The 17,700-nt window shown below is 66.7% G+C and carries 18 protein-coding genes; 14 read left to right on the top strand and 4 right to left on the bottom strand.

The features are described from left to right. Positions 1-50: 50 nt before the first annotated feature. Positions 51-869 carry a flagellin domain-containing protein gene (locus tag MYA_RS00790; protein ID WP_014722224.1) on the bottom strand — a complete coding sequence of 273 codons (819 nt, stop codon included), beginning with the start codon at positions 867-869 and terminating at the stop codon, positions 51-53. Positions 870-1,410: 541 nt separating this feature from the next. Between MYA_RS00790 and rpsU the strand changes: the two genes are divergently transcribed. Continuing rightward, complete coding sequence (gene rpsU / locus MYA_RS00795) at positions 1,411-1,623, top strand: 30S ribosomal protein S21 (RefSeq protein WP_006401410.1); 213 nt, start codon at positions 1,411-1,413, stop codon at positions 1,621-1,623. A gap of 249 nt (positions 1,624-1,872) precedes the next feature. On the opposite strand, the gene MYA_RS00800 is transcribed toward rpsU, so the two are convergent. Next, positions 1,873-2,475: a DNA-3-methyladenine glycosylase I gene (locus MYA_RS00800; protein WP_014722225.1), complete on the bottom strand. Its 603-nt coding sequence runs from the start codon at positions 2,473-2,475 to the stop codon at positions 1,873-1,875. A 141-nt stretch (positions 2,476-2,616) separates the two neighbouring features. Here MYA_RS00800 and MYA_RS00805 point away from each other — a divergent pair, with 141 nt between their 5' ends. Together MYA_RS00805 and MYA_RS00810 are read left to right on the top strand one after the other, a co-directional pair. Then, the gene (locus MYA_RS00805; RefSeq protein WP_014722226.1) at positions 2,617-3,498 is read left to right on the top strand and encodes a BadF/BadG/BcrA/BcrD ATPase family protein; all 882 of its coding nucleotides are present in this window, start codon (positions 2,617-2,619) and stop codon (positions 3,496-3,498) included. 119 nt (positions 3,499-3,617) lie between these two features. After that, the gene (locus MYA_RS00810) at positions 3,618-4,451 is read left to right on the top strand and encodes a Cof-type HAD-IIB family hydrolase (RefSeq protein WP_014722227.1); all 834 of its coding nucleotides are present in this window, start codon (positions 3,618-3,620) and stop codon (positions 4,449-4,451) included. 105 nt (positions 4,452-4,556) lie between these two features. On the opposite strand, the gene aqpZ is transcribed toward MYA_RS00810, so the two are convergent. Beyond that, a complete protein-coding gene (aqpZ, locus tag MYA_RS00815) occupies positions 4,557-5,294 on the bottom strand; it encodes an aquaporin Z (RefSeq protein WP_014722228.1) in 738 nt (245 codons plus the stop codon). 295 nt (positions 5,295-5,589) lie between these two features. On the opposite strand from aqpZ, the gene MYA_RS00820 reads away from it, so the two are divergent. After that, positions 5,590-5,886, top strand: a complete 297-nt coding sequence (locus MYA_RS00820) for an H-NS histone family protein (RefSeq protein WP_011882898.1) — start codon at positions 5,590-5,592, stop codon at positions 5,884-5,886. A gap of 143 nt (positions 5,887-6,029) precedes the next feature. Here the strand turns inward: MYA_RS00820 and MYA_RS00825 are convergent, their stop codons facing one another. Continuing rightward, the gene (locus MYA_RS00825) at positions 6,030-7,094 is read right to left on the bottom strand and encodes a glycosyltransferase family 4 protein (protein ID WP_014722229.1); all 1,065 of its coding nucleotides are present in this window, start codon (positions 7,092-7,094) and stop codon (positions 6,030-6,032) included. Positions 7,095-7,745: 651 nt separating this feature from the next. Between MYA_RS00825 and flhD the strand changes: the two genes are divergently transcribed. The 10 genes from flhD to cheD all read left to right on the top strand — a co-directional run bounded on the left by flhD (position 7,746) and on the right by cheD (position 17,699). After that, a complete protein-coding gene (flhD, locus tag MYA_RS00830; RefSeq protein WP_034193026.1) occupies positions 7,746-8,066 on the top strand; it encodes a flagellar transcriptional regulator FlhD in 321 nt (106 codons plus the stop codon). 94 nt (positions 8,067-8,160) lie between these two features. Further along, positions 8,161-8,715: a flagellar transcriptional regulator FlhC gene (gene flhC, locus MYA_RS00835; protein ID WP_011882902.1), complete on the top strand. Its 555-nt coding sequence runs from the start codon at positions 8,161-8,163 to the stop codon at positions 8,713-8,715. A gap of 179 nt (positions 8,716-8,894) precedes the next feature. Beyond that, positions 8,895-9,755 carry a flagellar motor stator protein MotA gene (gene motA / locus MYA_RS00840; RefSeq protein ID WP_011882903.1) on the top strand — a complete coding sequence of 287 codons (861 nt, stop codon included), beginning with the start codon at positions 8,895-8,897 and terminating at the stop codon, positions 9,753-9,755. Positions 9,756-9,768: 13 nt separating this feature from the next. Beyond that, on the top strand, positions 9,769-10,785 hold the full coding sequence (gene motB / locus MYA_RS00845; protein WP_011882904.1) for a flagellar motor protein MotB: 1,017 nt from the start codon (positions 9,769-9,771) through the stop codon (positions 10,783-10,785). A 23-nt stretch (positions 10,786-10,808) separates the two neighbouring features. Then, positions 10,809-11,186 carry a response regulator gene (locus MYA_RS00850; RefSeq protein WP_011882905.1) on the top strand — a complete coding sequence of 126 codons (378 nt, stop codon included), beginning with the start codon at positions 10,809-10,811 and terminating at the stop codon, positions 11,184-11,186. Positions 11,187-11,219: 33 nt separating this feature from the next. Continuing rightward, complete coding sequence (cheA, locus tag MYA_RS00855) at positions 11,220-13,421, top strand: chemotaxis protein CheA (RefSeq protein WP_014722233.1); 2,202 nt, start codon at positions 11,220-11,222, stop codon at positions 13,419-13,421. Between the two features lie 48 nt (positions 13,422-13,469). Next, positions 13,470-13,985, top strand: coding sequence for a chemotaxis protein CheW (gene cheW, locus MYA_RS00860; RefSeq protein ID WP_011882907.1), 516 nt, complete (start codon positions 13,470-13,472; stop codon positions 13,983-13,985). A 37-nt stretch (positions 13,986-14,022) separates the two neighbouring features. Beyond that, entirely contained in the window at positions 14,023-15,975 is a 1,953-nt protein-coding gene (locus MYA_RS00865) for a methyl-accepting chemotaxis protein (RefSeq protein ID WP_014722234.1), read from the top strand. 3 nt (positions 15,976-15,978) lie between these two features. After that, a complete protein-coding gene (locus tag MYA_RS00870) occupies positions 15,979-16,959 on the top strand; it encodes a CheR family methyltransferase (RefSeq protein WP_014722235.1) in 981 nt (326 codons plus the stop codon). Further along, the gene (cheD, locus tag MYA_RS00875) at positions 16,959-17,699 is read left to right on the top strand and encodes a chemoreceptor glutamine deamidase CheD (RefSeq protein WP_011882910.1); all 741 of its coding nucleotides are present in this window, start codon (positions 16,959-16,961) and stop codon (positions 17,697-17,699) included. Before MYA_RS00870 ends, cheD begins: the two co-directional genes overlap by 1 nt. Position 17,700 lies beyond the last annotated feature (1 nt).

Below are 17,700 nucleotides of genomic sequence, written 5' to 3' on the forward strand. Positions count from 1 at the left end.
GCGGTGCCCGTAGGCGGGCGGGCATGTGGCCCGCCGCGCGTGCTTCTCTATTAACCGAGGAGCTTCAGGACTTGCTGCGGCAGCGAGTTCGCTTGCGCCAGAACCGAGATGCCTGCTTGCTGCAGCACTTGCGCCTTGCTCAGGTTCGCCGTTTCCGTCGCGAAGTCCGCGTCGGTGATCTGCGCGCGAGCAGCGCTCATGTTGGTTGCCTGGGTTTGCGTCGTCGAGATCGCAGCCTGGAACGTGTTCTGTGCCGCACCCAGCGTTGCTTGGAACGTGTTGACTTGCTTCAGTGCCGCGTCGATCGCCGTGATCGCCGATTGCGCACCCGATTGCGTGCTGACGCTCAGGGCGTTCACGCTCATGCCCGTGCTGTTCCAGTTCTGCGTGCCGAAGTCGACGGTAACGACTTGGTTCGCTGCTGCGCCGATCTGGAACGTGACGCTGCCCGTGCCGCCCAGGATGGTCTGGCTGTTGAACGTCGTTTGCGATGCGACACGGTCGATTTCGCCGAGACGCGTCGAGACTTCAGCTTGCAGGTTTGCACGAGCGGCCGAATCCAGCGAGCCGTCACCCGACTGCACTGCCAGCGTACGGATACGTTGCAGGTTGTCGATCGTCGATTGCAGCGCGCCGTTGGCGGTCTGGATCATCGAGATGCCGTTGTTCGCGTTTGCAACACCCTGCGTCAGCGCGTTGATTGCTGCGGTTTGCGTCGTTGCGATCGCCAGGCCTGCTGCGTCGTCAGCTGCGGTGTTGATGCGCTTGCCCGACGAGAGGCGGTTGATCGCTTGCGACAGTGCGCTTTGCGAGCCCGACAGGTTCGTCTGCGTCGTCAGCGAAAGGATGTTGGTGTTGATGTTCAGCATTTGCTTCCTCGTTTTGGAAAATGCCTGAGTACAGACAGGGGTCGTTTTCGGCGTCGCGCTTTATCGCGAGTGGCGCTGCCCGCCTTTCCTGGTTGACGGCGGCACCCGGCGAAAACTTTAGAAACTCCGTCGAGGAAATTCGGGACGGAAGTGGGATGGGGGCGCGAAGCCCAAGCCTGGCTTGGGTCGCAGCGATTTTGTGGGCGCGTGCGGCAGCCGTTCGGGACGGCATTTCGGCAGCCTTCACGCGCTCCAGCACCCCGCGAACGACAAAAGGATGGTTTTGTCTGTGATTTCCTGCTATGATGGCGGGCTGAATTGAGATTTTCTGTCACGCCTTTGCCGTTGCGGCATTCCTGCTGGCAGTCAAACGCGGCGCTGCACGCGGCTTGTGAAGCGTACTCGCGGTGCTTTCCGCCTCTCATTTCCGGCCTCCGAGGCCGTATTTCCGCTCGTTTCGCCTGTTGTGGGGACGCCCGGATGGCCGGTGCGTGGCGCTTGGCCGCTACGTTTTTGACCGTTTAAGCACTTTAGGAACGACATGACGACGATTCTTCTGAAAGAAAACGAGCCGTTCGAAGTGGCGATTCGCCGCTTTCGCCGTGCTATCGAAAAAAATGGCCTGATCGCTGAACTGCGCGAACGCCAGTCCTACGAAAAGCCGACCGCAGTCCGCAAGCGCAAGAAGGCAGCAGCCGTCAAGCGCCTGCACAAGCGTCTGCGTAGCCAGATGCTGCCGAAGAAGCTCCACTAAGAGCGTCTGACGGTTCGCCGCGAAACGGCGGAGCGTGCTTCGAAAGAAGCCGCTCCGCCGTTTTGCTTTTTTGGCTGGCTGTTCCGGGCGGGAAAGGCTTCGGGGGCGCTGCCGACAGGCGCGGTCTGCGGCTATCCCCCCAGCCGGCGCCGCTGCCGCTGCCGCTGCCGCGGTCGTGCCGCCGGGCCAGCCCGCTTCGTGGCGGGCCTGTCGTCGGCCCGTCCAGCTCCGCTGCCCGCCGCCTCGCCGTCAGCCCGCGTTGCGGCGCCGTGCCGGCCGCTTGCCGGCCAGCGCCGCACATTGCGCATGGCAAGGGCAGCCGAGTTCGTGATCGTTCACCATCCCGGTGGCCTGCATCAACGCATAGCAGATCGTCGAGCCGACGAACTTGCAGCCGTACGCCTTCAACGCCTTGCTGAGCGCGTCGGACTCGGAGGTCGACGCGGGCGCGTCGCGATACGACCGCCACGCGTTCTGGATCGGCGTATCACCGACGAACGACCACAGGAACTTCGCCAGCGACCCGTGCTCCTCGCGAATCTGCTGCACGGCCCGCGCATTGATCACCGCTGATTGGACCTTCGCGCGATTGCGCACGATGCCGGGATTCGCGAGCAGCTCGTCGACGCGTTGCGGTGTGAAGCGCGCGACCGCGTCGACGTCGAAATCGGCGAACGCCTCCCGATAGTCGGCGCGTTTGTTCAGGATCGTCGACCACGACAGCCCGGCCTGCGCGCCTTCCAGGATCAGCATCTCGAACAGGTGGCGATCGTCATGCGACGGCACGCCCCATTCAGTATCGTGATAGTGGGCGTCCGCTTCCGTCTTTACCCAGTTGCACCGCTGCGACATCGTCGGCCTCGTTCCAGTGTCGATTCGATCGCGTCAGCATAGCGGAAGCCCCATGCGCGGCATAGCTGGCCGAACGGCAGATGGGCGCGCGGGGCCGATGCGGTTAAGCTTGGCGACTGGTCGAATCAGCAGGATCCACGCATGACGGCATTACTTTTTGCAATCGGCATCGACGGCGGCGGCACCGGCACCCGCGCGGTGCTCGCCGACCGCCACGGGCGCGAGCTCGCACAGGGGCGCGGCGGCCCGTCGGGGCTCGGCCTCGGCATCGAGCGCGCCTGGGCGTCGATCGGCACGGCCTGTGCCGACGCGTTCACGCAAGCCGGACTCGCGCTGAACTGGTCGCAATGCGCGCTTGGCTGCGGGCTGGCGGGCGTCAACAACGCTGCCTGGCTGGCCGCTTTCCGTGCGCACGCGCCGCTCGACGCGCTCGCGGTCGAAAGCGACGCATACACGACGCTGGTCGGTGCGCACGGCGGCGCGCCGGGGCTGATCGTCGCGCTGGGCACCGGCAGCATCGCGGCGGCGCTCGATGCGGCGGGCGATTGCCGCATCGCGGGCGGCTTCGGCTTTCCGTCCGGCGACGAGGCAAGCGGCGCGTGGCTCGGCATGCGTGTGCTTGCTTACGCGCAGCAGGCGCTCGATGGCCGTGCGCCGCGTGATGCGTTTGCCGAGGCGCTGCTCGGCGCAACGGGCGCGGACGATCGCGACGCGCTCGTCCAGTGGTCGTGCGACGCGAACCAGACCATCTACGCGCGGCTCGCGCCGATCGTGTTCGCGCATCGCGACCATCCGTATGCCGCCGCGCTCATCGCGCAGGCCGGCGAGGAAATCGGCAAGATGATCGACGCGCTCGACCCGCGGCACGCGCTGCCGGTCGCGCTGTGCGGCGGGCTGGCCGACGCGCTCGCGCCGGCCGTGCCCGAGCGCCACGCGGCGCGGTTGCGGGCGCCGCTCGACGATTCAGCGCACGGCGCGTTGCGGCTCGCGCTGAAGGCGCTTGCGGCCGCGGGCGCAGGATAGCGGGGCGCGCGTGGCGAGTCACCGGTGATCGGAGGCAGACGCCGGTCGTCCGGCGCGCGGGCCGGCCCGACGTTAAAATGGCGGCTCCGCACCGCCGTGCGCGTCCTTCACCGCCTCCCATGTACAAAGTCATCGCCACCGATCTCGACGGCACCCTGCTGAACAGCGATCACCAACTCGATCCGTACACGATCGAGACCATCCGCCGGCTCGAACGCGACGGCCTGCAGTTCGTGATCGCGACCGGGCGGCATTATGCGGACGTCGCCGGCATCCGCGACGTGCTGGGGATCCGGCCATACCTGATCACGTCGAACGGGGCGCGCGTGCATGCGCCGGACGACACGGCGATCCACGCGCAGGACATCGCCCCGGCAATCGTCCGCGAGCTCGTGCAGCCCGCCGTGGCCGGCGCGCACGGGCGCGTGATCGTCAATCTGTTTACCGATCGCGGCTGGCTGATCGACCGCGAGGCCCCGCACCTGCTCGAATTCCATCAGGACTCCGGTTTCCGCTACGACGTGATCGACATGGCCGCGCACGACGGCACGGATATCGCGAAGGTGCTCTACATCGGCGAGCCGGCCGACCTCGCGGTGGTCGCCGAGCAGATGCGCGTGCAGTTCGGCGACGCGCTGTACGTCACCTACTCGCTGCCCGATTGCCTGGAAGTGATGACTGCCAACGTCTCGAAAGGCCGCGCGCTGCGGGCGGTGCTCGAGCGGCTCGGCGTCGACGCCGGGCACTGCATCGCGTTCGGCGACAACATGAACGACATCGATCTGCTCGAAACCGCCGGGCACGCGTTCATGATGAACAACGCGAATCCCGACCTGATCGCGCGCTTGCCGCACATTCCGCGGATCGGCAACAACTTCGACGCCGGCGTGGCGCGTCACCTGCGCACGCTGTTCGCGCTGACGGATGCCGTCGACGGCGTCGCGGCGTCCTGAACGAAAAGGAAAAACGGGCGCCAGCGGCGCCCGTTCAAATTACCTGCCTCGTGTTGTTCGACAGCGTGAGGCTCGCTGCGCTGCTCGCGTGACCCCGTAGCGTTGTTATTCGACGGTGCGAGCGGATGCGGGCAGCAGGACGGCAGCGTCGCGCCCTGCGATCAACGGATAGACGACCCCTGCGATGGCTGCGCCGATGATCGGCGCAATCCAGAACAGCCACAGCTGGCCGATCGCTTCGCCGCCCACGAACAGCGCGGGGCCGGTCGAGCGGGCCGGGTTCACCGACGTGTTCGTGACCGGGATCGAGATCAGGTGGATCAACGTCAGGCACAGGCCGATCGCGATCGGTGCGAAGCCGGCCGGCGCGCGCTTGTCGGTCGCGCCGAGAATCACGAACAGGAAGAAGCCCGTCATCACGACTTCGCAGGTGAACGCCGCGCCGAGCGAGTAGTGGCCGGGCGAGCGCTCGCCGAAGCCGTTGGTCGCAAAGCCGCTGCCCACCACGTCGAAGCCCGGCTTGCCGGTTGCGATCAGATACAGCACGAACGCGCCGAGCGTGGCGCCGACCACCTGCGCGACGATGTACGGGACGAGATCGCGTGCCGGAAAGCGGCCGGCGACCGTCAAGCCCACGCTCACAGCCGGATTCAAATGGCAACCCGAAATATGGCCGATCGCGAATGCCATCGTCAGCACGGTCAGGCCGAAAGCAAGTGCGACGCCGGCAAAGCCGATGCCGAGGCCCGGAAAGGCGGCCGCCAGCACGGCGCTTCCGCACCCGCCGAGCACCAGCCAAAACGTGCCGAATGATTCTGCGGCCAGCCGCTGTGAAAGATTCATGAAGGGACCTCGTCCAAGTAGGGTGAACACCAATGAGCGGCCGGCTGATTTACTTCGTCGCCCGAATTGGTCTGGATTATAGGAAATGAATCGGACCGACGAGGGTCAACGATTGTTAAATTTGAATGCCGACGGCTCGCTTTATTAGAATAAATCCGCATTCTCCATATAGACGAATCGGTTAAAGATGGCAGAATTAATTGGCAAGAGCAGGGCGGCAGTGCGATGACGTAACGGGTGTCGGCGTTCCGGCCGGAGTCGGCGGAGCCGCATCATGCAAAAAAAGGGAGTCGATATGTCTCAATACGCGAAACTCAAGGCGCAGATCGCCGATCTGCAGGCCCAGGCGGACGAAGTGCGCCGTCAGGAAGTGGCGGCAGTGATCACCGAAGTCCAGCGGGTGATTGCCGAATACGGGCTGACGGCCCAGGATCTGGGATTCGCCGAGCGGGCGCGGCGCGGCCGGCCGCCGAAAAAGGCGCCGTTGCCGCCGAAATACCGCGATCCGAAGTCGGGTGCAACCTGGAGTGGTCGCGGCAAGCCGCCGAATTGGATCGTCGGCAAAAACCGCGATCGTTTCCTGATCGAATGATCCACCAATCGCCGGCACCAATCAGCGCGCCGCGCAAAAAGAAAGAGCCGCATCGACGATGCGGCTCTTTGTTCGATGCCGGCAGCTTTTACGCGCGGATTTCCACGCAATTTTTCCGGCGTATTTCGTGACGAATTTACGCGTCAGGCTCCGGCGACCCTGCGCAACGCCGGGCGTTTCGCCGCCGCGCAAAGCGATTCGTAGGTTTCGACATAGCGGCGCGCCATCGCCGTGGCGCTGAAGCGCGTATCGAAGCGGGCGCGGATCGCGTCGCGCGACAGGCTGTCGATCCGGTGCAGTGCGCCGACCGCGCCCTGGACGTCCTCGACGATGAAGCCGGTCACGCCGTCCTCGATCACCTCCGGCACCGAGCCGCGGTTGAACGCCACGACCGGCGTACCGCACGCCATCGCCTCGATCATTACCAGCCCGAACGGTTCCGGCCAGTCGATCGGGAACAGCAGCGCCTTGGCGCCCGACAGGAACGCCGGCTTCTGCGCCTCGTTGATCTCGCCGATGAATTCGACGTGCGCCTCGCCCAGCAGCGGCTCGATCACTTCCTTGAAGTAGTCGGCGTCGGCCTTGTCGACCTTCGCGGCGATCTTCAGCGGCAGCCCGCTTTGCGCGGCGATCCGGATCGCCGTGTCCACGCGCTTTTCCGGGCAGATGCGGCCGAGGAACGCGAGGTACTCGGGCTTCACGTCCGGCTGGGGCGTGAGCAGCGTGTCGGGCAGCCCGTGATACACGGTGCCGGCCCACGCGGCCTGCGGCAGCGGCTTGCGCTGCGAATTCGAGATCGATACGACGGGCGCGTCCGGGAACGCGTCGAACACCGGCTGCAGCTCGGGCAGGTCGAGGCGGCCATGCAGCGTCGTCACATAAGGCGTGTCGAGCCGCGACATCAGCGGGAACGGCAGATAGTCCAGATGGAAGTGCAGCACGTCGAATTCGTGCGCGACCCGCGCCACCTGCTCGATCAGGCGCATATGGGGCGCCATCGAGTCGCGGATCGACGGGTCGAGCCGCAGCGCGCGCGGCCACGCGGCCTCGAGCCGCGCGGACGTGACGGAGTCGCCGCTCGCGAACAGCGTCACGTCGTGGCCGAGCTCGACGAGCGCCTCGGTCAGGTAGGACACGACACGCTCGGTGCCGCCGTAAAGTTTCGGCGGGACGGCTTCGTAAAGCGGCGCGATCTGGGCAATACGCATGGGCGTTCTCCAGTGTCGACCAGCGGGTTCCGGTGCGGATGCTGGTCCGATACAAGGTTGCGGAACTCGCCGACGCACGCGTTGAGCGGTACGTGACCGGCCCGCGAGGGGAGATGCGGGACGCCGGGCGGCAAGCTGCGGGGCGGGCCGGCGCGGTTCACGCCGCCGCCCATTGGAGTCCATTATGGATATCGCCTTCAGGGGTTCGAGTGTTTTTTCAAAGACTTAAGGCTTGTTACACGATGAAATACGCGAAAACCCCGAGAAAAAGGGCACGCGAATCGAAATCGAGACAGTGGCCATAATTGTTGCGATATCGTGAAAAACCACTATAATTTTTACCGATTGACTCACTCGCGCCCCGCCGTTCCAGCTTCCCCCGTCTACGCGCTCTGCAGCGCCTCTCCTCCGACAGATCCGGGTTTCACCCGTCCCCACCGGGCATTTTTTCTGTCGGAAAAATTCCTACACGGTTTACAGACAAATCCTGCACGGCATACGCCACTTCGCTGATACCGGCATAAAGGCCGTTTAGCCAGAATTCGGCCTGTAAGACTATAAACGTGCCGGCAGCTGCGCCAGTAGGCGCCTGATAGAGCAAACGTTTTCATAACACGAAAGGCCAAAGCAAAGTTTTCTAACGGGGGAATGATGAGCGCCACCAGCGAAATGCTCAGTGAGATCAAAGAGGTCAACCTGTCGTACCTCCTTCTCGCGCAGCGCCTGCTGCGGGAAGACAAAGCGATGGGCATGTTCCGCATGGGTGTTTCCGAGGAACTCGCCGATGTGCTCGCGAACCTCACGCTCGCGCAGACCGTGAAGCTCGCCGCATCGAACCAGATGCTGTGCCGCTTCCGCTTCGACGACCACGCGTTGCTGTCGTCGCTCGCCGACAAAGGCCGCAGCGACGTCGTCACGCACGCACACTCGGCCATCCTGATGGCCGGCCAGCCGGTCGAAAGCGTCCGCTGATCACCACCGCCTCCACGTTCGCCCCGGCGCGCCGCGCCGGCGGGCGGCGTATCGGCGACACATCCGAACAACGTCAAGCGTACGGTTATTGACCATGGCTAGCAAAAGCGTCGTGAACGAGGTGAAGGAAATCACCCTCGCGATCGAACTCATCGAACTGGGCGCCCGGCTGCAGCTGCTGGAGGCGGAGACGAGCCTGTCGCGCGACCGCCTGATCAAGCTGTACAAGGAACTGAAGGGCGTGTCGCCGCCGAAGGGGATGCTGCCGTTCTCGACCGACTGGTTCATGACGTGGCAGCCGAACATCCATTCGTCGCTGTTCTACAACATCTACCGGTTCATGCAGGACCACGGCCGCTGCGACCCGATCCAGTCGATCGTCAAGGCGTACCGGCTCTATCAGGAGCACGTCGATCTGTCGGGCGACGAGGCCGCGCTGAGCCTCACGCGCGCATGGACGCTGGTGCGCTTCTTCGATTCCGGGATGCTGCAGATGACGCCCTGCACGCGCTGCGGCGGCCACTTCGTCGCCCATGCGCATGATCCGCATCAAGGTTTCGTGTGCGGCCTGTGCCAACCGCCGTCGCGCGCGGGCAAGACCCGCAAGGCTGCCGCCGCGCGCGCCGAACTGGCCGCCGCGACGGCCTGAGCCGCGCCGGACGGCGCGCGGGCGAGCGTCCGGCAGCGGCTGCACCGCATGCGAACCGATTCCGGCCTGCTGGTAAACACCGCCGCAGCGCAGCGCAGGCGCCGCGAAAGTTTTCCTGCCGACTGCCGTAAACCTGATTAACGGCGGTCTCCCCGCCGGTCTTTCGTGAGGGACAGGCAGTGCTGATTATCGTGGGAACACTCGTGACGCTGTTGTCCGTCTTCGGCGGTTATGCGCTGGCAGGCGGGCATTTGGGCGCATTGGTCCAGCCGCTCGAGATCCTGATGATCGTCGGTGCGGGTGTCGGCGCGTTCATCCTCGGCAACGGCATCAAGACGATCAAGGCGACCCTGCGCGTGCTGCCGACGCTCTTCAAGGGCTCGAAGTACAACAAGGACGTCTACATGGAGCTGATGGGGCTCCTGTACGTGCTGCTCGCGAAAGCGCGCAAGGAAGGCACGCTGACGCTCGAAGCCGACATCGACGATCCGGAGAAGAGCCCGATCTTCACGCAGTACCCGAAGATCCTCGCCGATCACCACATCGTCGAATTCCTGACCGACTACCTGCGCCTGATGGTGGGCGGCAACATGAACGCGTTCGAGATCGAGAGCCTGATGGACGAGGAGATCGAGACGCACCACACCGAAGGTGAAGCCCCGGCGCACGCGCTGATGCGTGTCGGCGACGCGATGCCGGCATTCGGTATCGTCGCGGCCGTGATGGGCGTGGTGCACACGATGGCGTCGGCCGACAAGCCGCCCGCGGTGCTCGGCGCGATGATCGCGCAGGCGCTGGTCGGTACGTTCCTGGGCATTCTGCTGTCGTACGGGCTGATCGGGCCGCTGTCGAGCCTCGCGGAGCAGCGCGTGGCCGAGGCGACCAAGATGTTCCAGTGCATCAAGGTGACGATCCTCGCGAGCCTGAACGGCTACGCGCCCGCAATCGCGGTCGAATTCGGCCGCAAGGTGCTGTTCTCGACCGAGCGTCCGTCGTTCAACGAGCTCGAAGAGCACGTGCGCCGCGTGAAGGCGAAGTGACGCGGAGCGTTCGATGAGCAAGAGCAAGGATCGCGCAATCGTCGTGAAACGGGTGGCCCCGCAGAAGAAGGGCCACCACGGCGGCGCATGGAAGCTCGCATACGCGGACTTCATGACCGCGATGATGGCGTTCTTCCTGCTGATGTGGCTGCTGAGCTCGGCCACGCCGGTGCAGCTGAAGGGGATCGCCGAGTACTTCAACACGCCGCTGCAGGCCGCGCTGTTCGGCAGCGGCGACCGCAGCTCGCAGGACTCGAGCATCATCAACGGCGGCGGCCGCGACCTGTCGAGCGTCGACGCCGGCACGACGCGCCGCACCGACGGCTCGACGAGCCTCGCGGACCGCGTCGCGAAGAAGGGCGAAGACACCGCGCAGGCGCAGGCGCAAGGCGCGATCGAGCGGCGCGAGCAGGCGCGCCTGCACGACCTGCAGATCAAGCTGATGGCGGCGATCGAGGCGAACCCGACGCTGCGTCAGTTCCGCCAGCAGATCCGCATCGATTCGACGCTGATGGGCCTGCGCATCGAGATCGTCGATTCGCAGAAGCGGCCGATGTTCGCGATGTCGAGCAACAACGTCGAGCCGTACATGCGCGACATCCTGCGCGAGATCGGCAAGACGCTGAACGACGTGCCGAACCGGATCATCGTGCAGGGTCACACCGACGCGGTGCCGTATGCGGGCGGCGAAGGCGGCTACAGCAACTGGGAGCTGTCGGCCGATCGTGCGAACGCGTCGCGCCGCGAGCTGATCGCAGGCGGCATGGACGAGGCGAAGGTGCTGCGCGTGCTCGGCCTCGCCTCGACGCAGAACCTGAACAAGGCCGATCCGCTCGATCCGGAAAACCGCCGGATCAGCGTGATCGTGTTGAACCGAAAATCCGAAGAGGCGCTGATGCGCGACGACGCGACGACCACCACGCTGTCGGCCGATGCGGCCGGCTCGAAGCTGCTCGGGCAGCAGCTGGGCGCCGCCTCGGCCGCCCGGCCGGTGCTCGCGAGCGCCGTGGCCGTCGCGCCGAAACCCTGACGTTTCCAGCTTCCGAGACAGACATGATCCGAACCATTCTCGCCATCGACGACTCCGCGACCATGCGTGCGCTGCTGCAGGCGACGCTTGCGCAGGCCGGCTACGACGTGACGGTGGCGCCGGACGGCGAAGCCGGCTTCGACATGGCGGCCACGATGCCGTACGACCTGGTGCTGACCGACCAGAACATGCCGCGCAGGAGCGGGCTCGAGGTGATCTCCGCGCTGCGCAGGCTCAGCGCGTATACGGCCACGCCGATCCTCGTGCTGACGACCGAAGGCAGCGATGCCTTCAAGGACGCCGCACGCGACGCGGGCGCGACCGGCTGGATCGAAAAACCGATCGACCCGGCCGTGCTGATCGACCTGGTCGCGACGCTCTCCGAGCAGACGGCCTCCTGACATGAACGCGACGAATCCAACCGGTGACCGGGCATGACTCTCGACATCACGCAGTTCTACCAGACCTTTTTCGACGAAGCGGACGAGTTGCTCGCGCAGATGGAGCAGCTGCTGCTGAACCTCGACGTCGATTCACCCGACCCCGAGGATCTCGCGGCGATCTTCCGCGCCGCGCATTCGATCAAGGGCGGCGCGGCGACGTTCGGCTTTACCGCGCTGACGCAAACGACCCACATCCTCGAATCGCTGCTCGACCGCGCGCGCAACCATGAGCTGACGCTGACCAAGGAAATGGTCGACGCGTTCCTCGAGACCAAGGACGTGCTGTCCGACCAGCTCGCCGACTATCGTGCGAGCGCGGAGCCGGACGCGGCGGCCGCCGCGGAAATCTGCGCGAAGCTCGAACAGCTGAAGGCCGCGAGCGGCACGGCCGCGGCAGCACCGGCGCCCGCGCCGGCTGCGGCCGCCGCACCCGCGCCCGCTGCGCCGGCTGCGGCTGCGCCGGAGCCCGCCGCCGCCGGCGATAGCGCGCCGGACCACGTGATCGAACAGGCCGTCGCGGCCGCCCATCCGGCGGCAGGCGGGGCCGATGCCGGCGCCGAAGGCCCGCATCTGAAGATCACGCTGGTCGGCGTCGACGCGAAGGACCAGGCGCTCCTCACCGAGGAGCTGAGCAATCTCGGCCGGATCGCCGGCCGCGAGCAGTCGGGCGGCGACCTGACGCTGTGGCTCGAATCGGACGTGCCGTCCGACGACATCATCGCCGTGTGCTGCTTCGTGATCGACGAAAGCCAGATCCGCATCTCGCGCGGCACCGCGCCGGCCGCAGCGGCGGCGCCGGGCGCACCGGCAGCAGAGGCCGCAGCGCCCGCACCGGCGCCGGCCGCCGCGGCCGCGCCGCAGGCGCCGGCACAGCCCGCCGCAGCCCAGCCGCAGCAAGCGCCGCACGCCGAACCGGCCAACGCGCATGCCGCCCACCATCACCACGACGACAAGCGTCCGCGCGGCGCGGCCGGCGCGGCAGGCGGCGCCGAAGGCAGCTCGATTCGCGTCGGCGTCGAGAAGGTCGACCAGCTGATCAACCTCGTCGGCGAACTCGTGATCACGCAGGCGATGCTCGCGGAAACCGCGACCGCCTTCGATCCCGCGCTGCACGACCGCCTGTTCAACGGGATGGCGCAGCTCGAGCGCAACGCGCGCGACCTGCAGGAAGCGGTGATGTCGATCCGGATGATGCCGATGGATTACGTGTTCAGCCGTTTCCCGCGGCTGGTGCGCGATCTCGCCGGCAAGCTCGGCAAGCAGGTCGAGCTCGTCACGTTCGGTCAGGCCACCGAGCTGGACAAGAGCCTGATCGAGCGCATCATCGACCCGCTCACGCACCTGGTGCGCAACAGCCTCGACCACGGCATCGAAACCGTCGACAAGCGCGTCGCGGCCGGCAAGGACGCAGTCGGCCAGCTCGTGCTGTCGGCCGCGCATCACGGCGGCAACATCGTGATCGAGGTGAGCGACGACGGCGCGGGCCTGAACCGCGAGCGGATCCTCGCGAAGGCCGCGAAGCAGGGCATGCAGATTTCCGAGAACGTCAGCGACGACGAAGTGTGGCAGCTGATCTTCGCGCCGGGCTTCTCGACCGCCGAGACGGTGACCGACGTGTCGGGCCGCGGCGTCGGGATGGACGTCGTGAAGCGCAACATCCAGTCGATGGGCGGCCACGTCGAGATTTCGTCGCAGGCCGGCCGCGGCACCACCACGCGGATCGTGCTGCCGCTCACGCTCGCGATCCTCGACGGGATGTCGGTGAAGGTGGGCAGCGAGATCTTCATCCTGCCGCTGAACTTCGTGATGGAGTCGCTGCAGCCGTCGATGGACGACATCTACACGGTCGGCAACGGCGAGCGCGTGGTGCGCGTGCGCGGCGAATACCTGCCGCTCGTCGCGCTGCACGAGGTGTTCTCGGTCGACGACGCGCGCACCGATCCGACCCAGGGCATCGTGACGATCATGGAAACCGAAGGGCGCCGCTTCGCGATGCTCATCGACGAGCTGGTCGGCCAGCAGCAGGTGGTCGTGAAGAACCTCGAGACCAATTACCGCAAGGTACACGGCATCTCGGCAGCGACGATCCTGGGCGACGGCAGCGTCGCACTGATCGTCGACGTCGCGGCGCTGAACCGCGAAACCCGTGCGACGCACGGCGCCCGGGTGGGCGCTGAACTCGCGATCTTCTAACTCTCGCCATTCAACCGATTGGGGGCACACGTGTCTGCTGAAGTCCAAATGATCAATCCGGCCGCGGCGAACGCGGTCGCAAGCCGCCGCGACGCCGAACAGGGCGATGCGACCGGGCAGGAATTCCTCGTCTTCACGCTCGGCGACGAGGAATACGGGATCGACATCCTGAAGGTGCAGGAAATCCGCGGTTACGACAGCGTCACGCGCATCGCCAACGCGCCGGACTTCATCAAGGGCGTGATCAATCTGCGCGGCATCATCGTGCCGATCGTCGACATGCGGATCAAGTTCCATCTGGGCCGCGTCGAGTACGACCATCAGACCGTCGTGATCATCCTCAACGTGTCGAACCGCGTGGTCGGGATGGTGGTCGACGGCGTGTCGGACGTGCTGACCCTGCAGACCGACCAGATCATGCCGGCGCCGGAATTCGGCGCGACGCTGACGACCGAGTACCTGACGGGCCTCGGCACGGTGGACGGCCGGATGCTGATCCTGATGGACATCGAGAAGCTGATGTCGAGCCGGGAAATGGCGCTGATCGAGATGCTCGGCGCATAAGCGCCACGCGCGCGCAGTAATTTCGGGAGATTCTGCAATGTTGCACAACTGGTCGATCCGCTCGACGCTGACGGCGGTCGGACTCATCCTCGTTTGCCTGGCCGCCGCGGTCGGCGGGCTCGGCCTCTACGCGCTCGATCGCGCGAGCAGCGCGCTCGACGAGATCGCGCACGCCGATCTGCCGGCGATCCATACGCTCGACGACACGTCGGCGCATCTGCTGCGCTCGCGCGTCGCGCTCGACCGCTTCCGCACGCTGACCGAAGGCGGCAACACGGCCGAGGCGGCGAAGGTGCTCGAACGCGCGCAGGAGCTGTACGCGAAGTCGAACCAGAACTGGCAGGCGTTCCAGGCGACGGCCAAGCTCGGCGTCGACCAGTCGCTGCTCGACGACCTCGGTGCGCGCTACACGGCCATCATCAAGGACGGCGTCGAGCCCGAATTCGCCGCGGCGCGTGCGGGCGACATGGCCGCGTACCACGCGATCGCCGACACCAAGATCAGCCCGATGTTCGTCGCGTTCGACCAGACCGCGTCCGCCGTGATCGCGGCGCTGCAAAAGCGCGCGGAAGACCGCCAGGCCGCGACGCAGTCGCGCATCTCGCTGATGATCGTCCTGATCTCCGCGGGCATCGCGATCGCGTTCGTCGTCGTGATCGCGATCCGCTTCATGCTGCGCGGGCTGATCGTGAAGCCGCTCGAGGACGCGATCGCGCACTTCGAGCGCATCGCCGGCGGCGACCTCACGCAGCCGGTGACCGTATTCAGCAACAACGAGATCGGCCGCCTGTTCGGCGGCATCAAGCGGATGCAGGACGCCGTGACGGGGATGGTGCAGGCCGTCCACCGCGGCACCGAGTCGATCGACGTCGGCGCGCGCGAGATCGCGACCGGCAACACCGACCTGTCGCAGCGCACCGAGCAGCAGGCCGCGTCGCTGCAGGAAACGGCGTCGAGCATGGAGCAGCTGACCGGCACCGTGCGCCAGAACGCGGAGAACGCGCGTCAGGCCAGCCAGCTCGCCGTGAACGCATCGGACATCGCGACGCAAGGCGGCGACGTGGTCGGCCAAGTGGTGTCGACGATGCAGGACATCGCGACGAGCTCGGGCAAGATCGTCGACATCATCGGCACGATCGAAGGCATCGCGTTCCAGACCAACATCCTCGCGCTGAACGCGGCGGTCGAAGCCGCACGCGCAGGCGAGCAGGGCCGCGGCTTCGCCGTGGTCGCGGGCGAAGTGCGCTCGCTGGCGCAGCGCAGCGCGAGCGCCGCGAAGGAAATCAAGCAGCTGATCGGCGATTCGGCCGAGAAGGTCGAAAGCGGGTCGGCGCTGGTCGCGCGCGCCGGCACGACGATGGACGAAATCGTGCAGGCCGTGCGCCGCGTGACCGACATCATGGGCGAGATCAGCGCCGCGTCGGAGGAGCAGTCGACCGGCATCGAGCAGGTCAACCGCGCGGTCGGCCAGATGGATTCGGTCACGCAGCAGAACGCGGCGCTGGTCGAGCAGGCGGCGGCCGCTGCTGCGTCGCTCGAAGAGCAGACGCGCCAGATGAAGGCGATCGTCGCCGAATGGCGCGTCGCGGGCGGCATCGCGCTCGCGCCGGCGCGCAGCGTCGCACGGGCGACCGCGCCGACGCCAACGCCGGCTGCCGCGTCGTCGGAAAGCCGTCACGACGCCGCACCGAGCGCATCGTCTGCATCGCCGGCGCCGCAAGCAGCCGCGCAGCCGGCCGCACGGCGCGCCGCAGCGGCATCGGCTGCATCGGCATCGAGCCACGAACCGAAGCGCGCGGCCGATGCCGGCGCACGTCCGTCCAAGGAAGCGCCGGCTGCCGGCGGCTACGGCCCGCGTCTCGCGAAGGCGCCCGCCGCGCCGGCTGCGAAGACCGCCGAGAAACCCGCACTGGTGCGCCCCGCGCTGCACGGCGAGAAGCCGGCGCTGGCCGCGGCCGGTACGTCCGATGACGACTGGGAGACCTTCTAAGCCATGCTGCCCGCGCGCGCACCGTTTCGATCCGATGCACCGGAAGCCTCGCCCCGAGCGGGCGAGCCGGGGCGCGACTTCGCATTCACCGGCGCGGATTTCGCGCGCATACGCGAGCTGATCCATCAACGCGCCGGGATCTCGCTGTCCGAGCACAAGCGCGACATGGCGTACAGCCGGCTCGCACGCCGGCTGCGCGCACGCGGCCTCGACACGTTCCGCGAATACCTCGACCTGCTCGAGCGGGAAGACGATCCGCTCGAGTGGGAGGCGTTCACCAACGCGCTGACCACCAACCTCACCGCGTTCTTTCGCGAGGCGCACCACTTCCCGATCCTGGCCGAGTTCGTGAAAGGGCGGCCGGCGCCGGTGTCGGTGTGGTGCTCGGCCGCGTCGACCGGCGAGGAGCCGTATTCGATCGCGATCACGCTGGTCGAGGCGCTCGGCGAATCGGCCGCGCGCAGCGCGTCGATTCTCGCGACCGACCTCGACACGCAGGTGCTCGCGAAGGCCGAGGCCGGCATCTATACGTACGACCAGGTCAAGCACCTGAGCCCGGAGCGGCTCAAGCGCTTCTTCCTGAAGGGCACGGGCGCGCAGGCCGGCCGCGTGAAGGTGCGCCCGGAGTTGCGCGCGATGATCCGCTTCGAGCAGCTGAACCTGACCGATGCCGACTACGGGATCGCGAAGCCGTTCGACGCGATCTTCTGCCGCAACGTGATGATCTATTTCGACAAGCCGACGCAAGGGCAGGTGCTGTCGCGCTTCGAGCCGCTCGTGAAGCCGGGCGGGCTGCTGTTCGCCGGGCATTCGGAGAATTTCACGTACGTGACGCAGGCGTTCCGGCTGCGCGGGCAGACGGTGTACGAGCTCACGCGCGACGCCGTGCAGAGCGCGCGCGCGCGCGGCGCGGCGGGTTCCGCGGCAGCGCCGTCGGGCGCGCAACGCGCCGCGGGCGCGACGCCCGCTTACGGAGAACGCTGATGAGCGCTCTCCCGATCGCGACCAACCACTACTTCGACACCCACTTCGACCGCCCCGGCGTGAAGCTGCTGCCGAACGAGTTCTACACGACGTCCGAAGACATCGTGCTGATGACCGTGCTCGGCTCGTGCGTCGCGGCCTGCCTGCACGACCCGGTCTCCGGCATCGGCGGAATGAATCACTTCATGCTGCCCGACGACGGCGCCGATGCCGGCGCGGCCGCGTCGGAGTCGATGCGCTACGGCGCCTACGCGATGGAAGTGCTGATCAACGAACTGATCAAGGCCGGCGGGCGCCGCGAGCGCTTCGAGGCGAAGGTGTTCGGCGGCGCCGCGGTGCTGGCCGGCATGACGACGATCAACATCGGCGACCGCAACGCCGATTTCGTGCGCCGCTATCTCGCGCTCGAACGCATTCGCATCACCGCGGAAGATTTGCAGGGTGTGCATCCGCGCAAGGTCGCGTTCATGCCGCGCACCGGCCGCGCGATGGTGAAGAAGCTGCGGCTGCAGGTGCCGGGCGTGGCCGAGCGCGAAGCCGCGCTCGCACGCGAGGCCGTCCGCGCAAGCGCGGCGCGCGCGCGTGCGAAAGTGGAACTGTTCGCCGCGCCGCGGCCGAGTGCGCCGCCGCCGGCGCGGCCGCGCATCGAACTGTTCGGCGCCCGCAGCGGCGGCGCGGGCGTGCAGCCGGCGGTTCAAAAGGCCGCCAGCCCGTACGCGGCCAACCTTTCGAGAAAGTAGG

The sequence above is a fragment of the Burkholderia sp. KJ006 genome, from assembly GCF_000262695.1.
In the GTDB taxonomy this organism is placed as follows: domain Bacteria; phylum Pseudomonadota; class Gammaproteobacteria; order Burkholderiales; family Burkholderiaceae; genus Burkholderia; species Burkholderia vietnamiensis.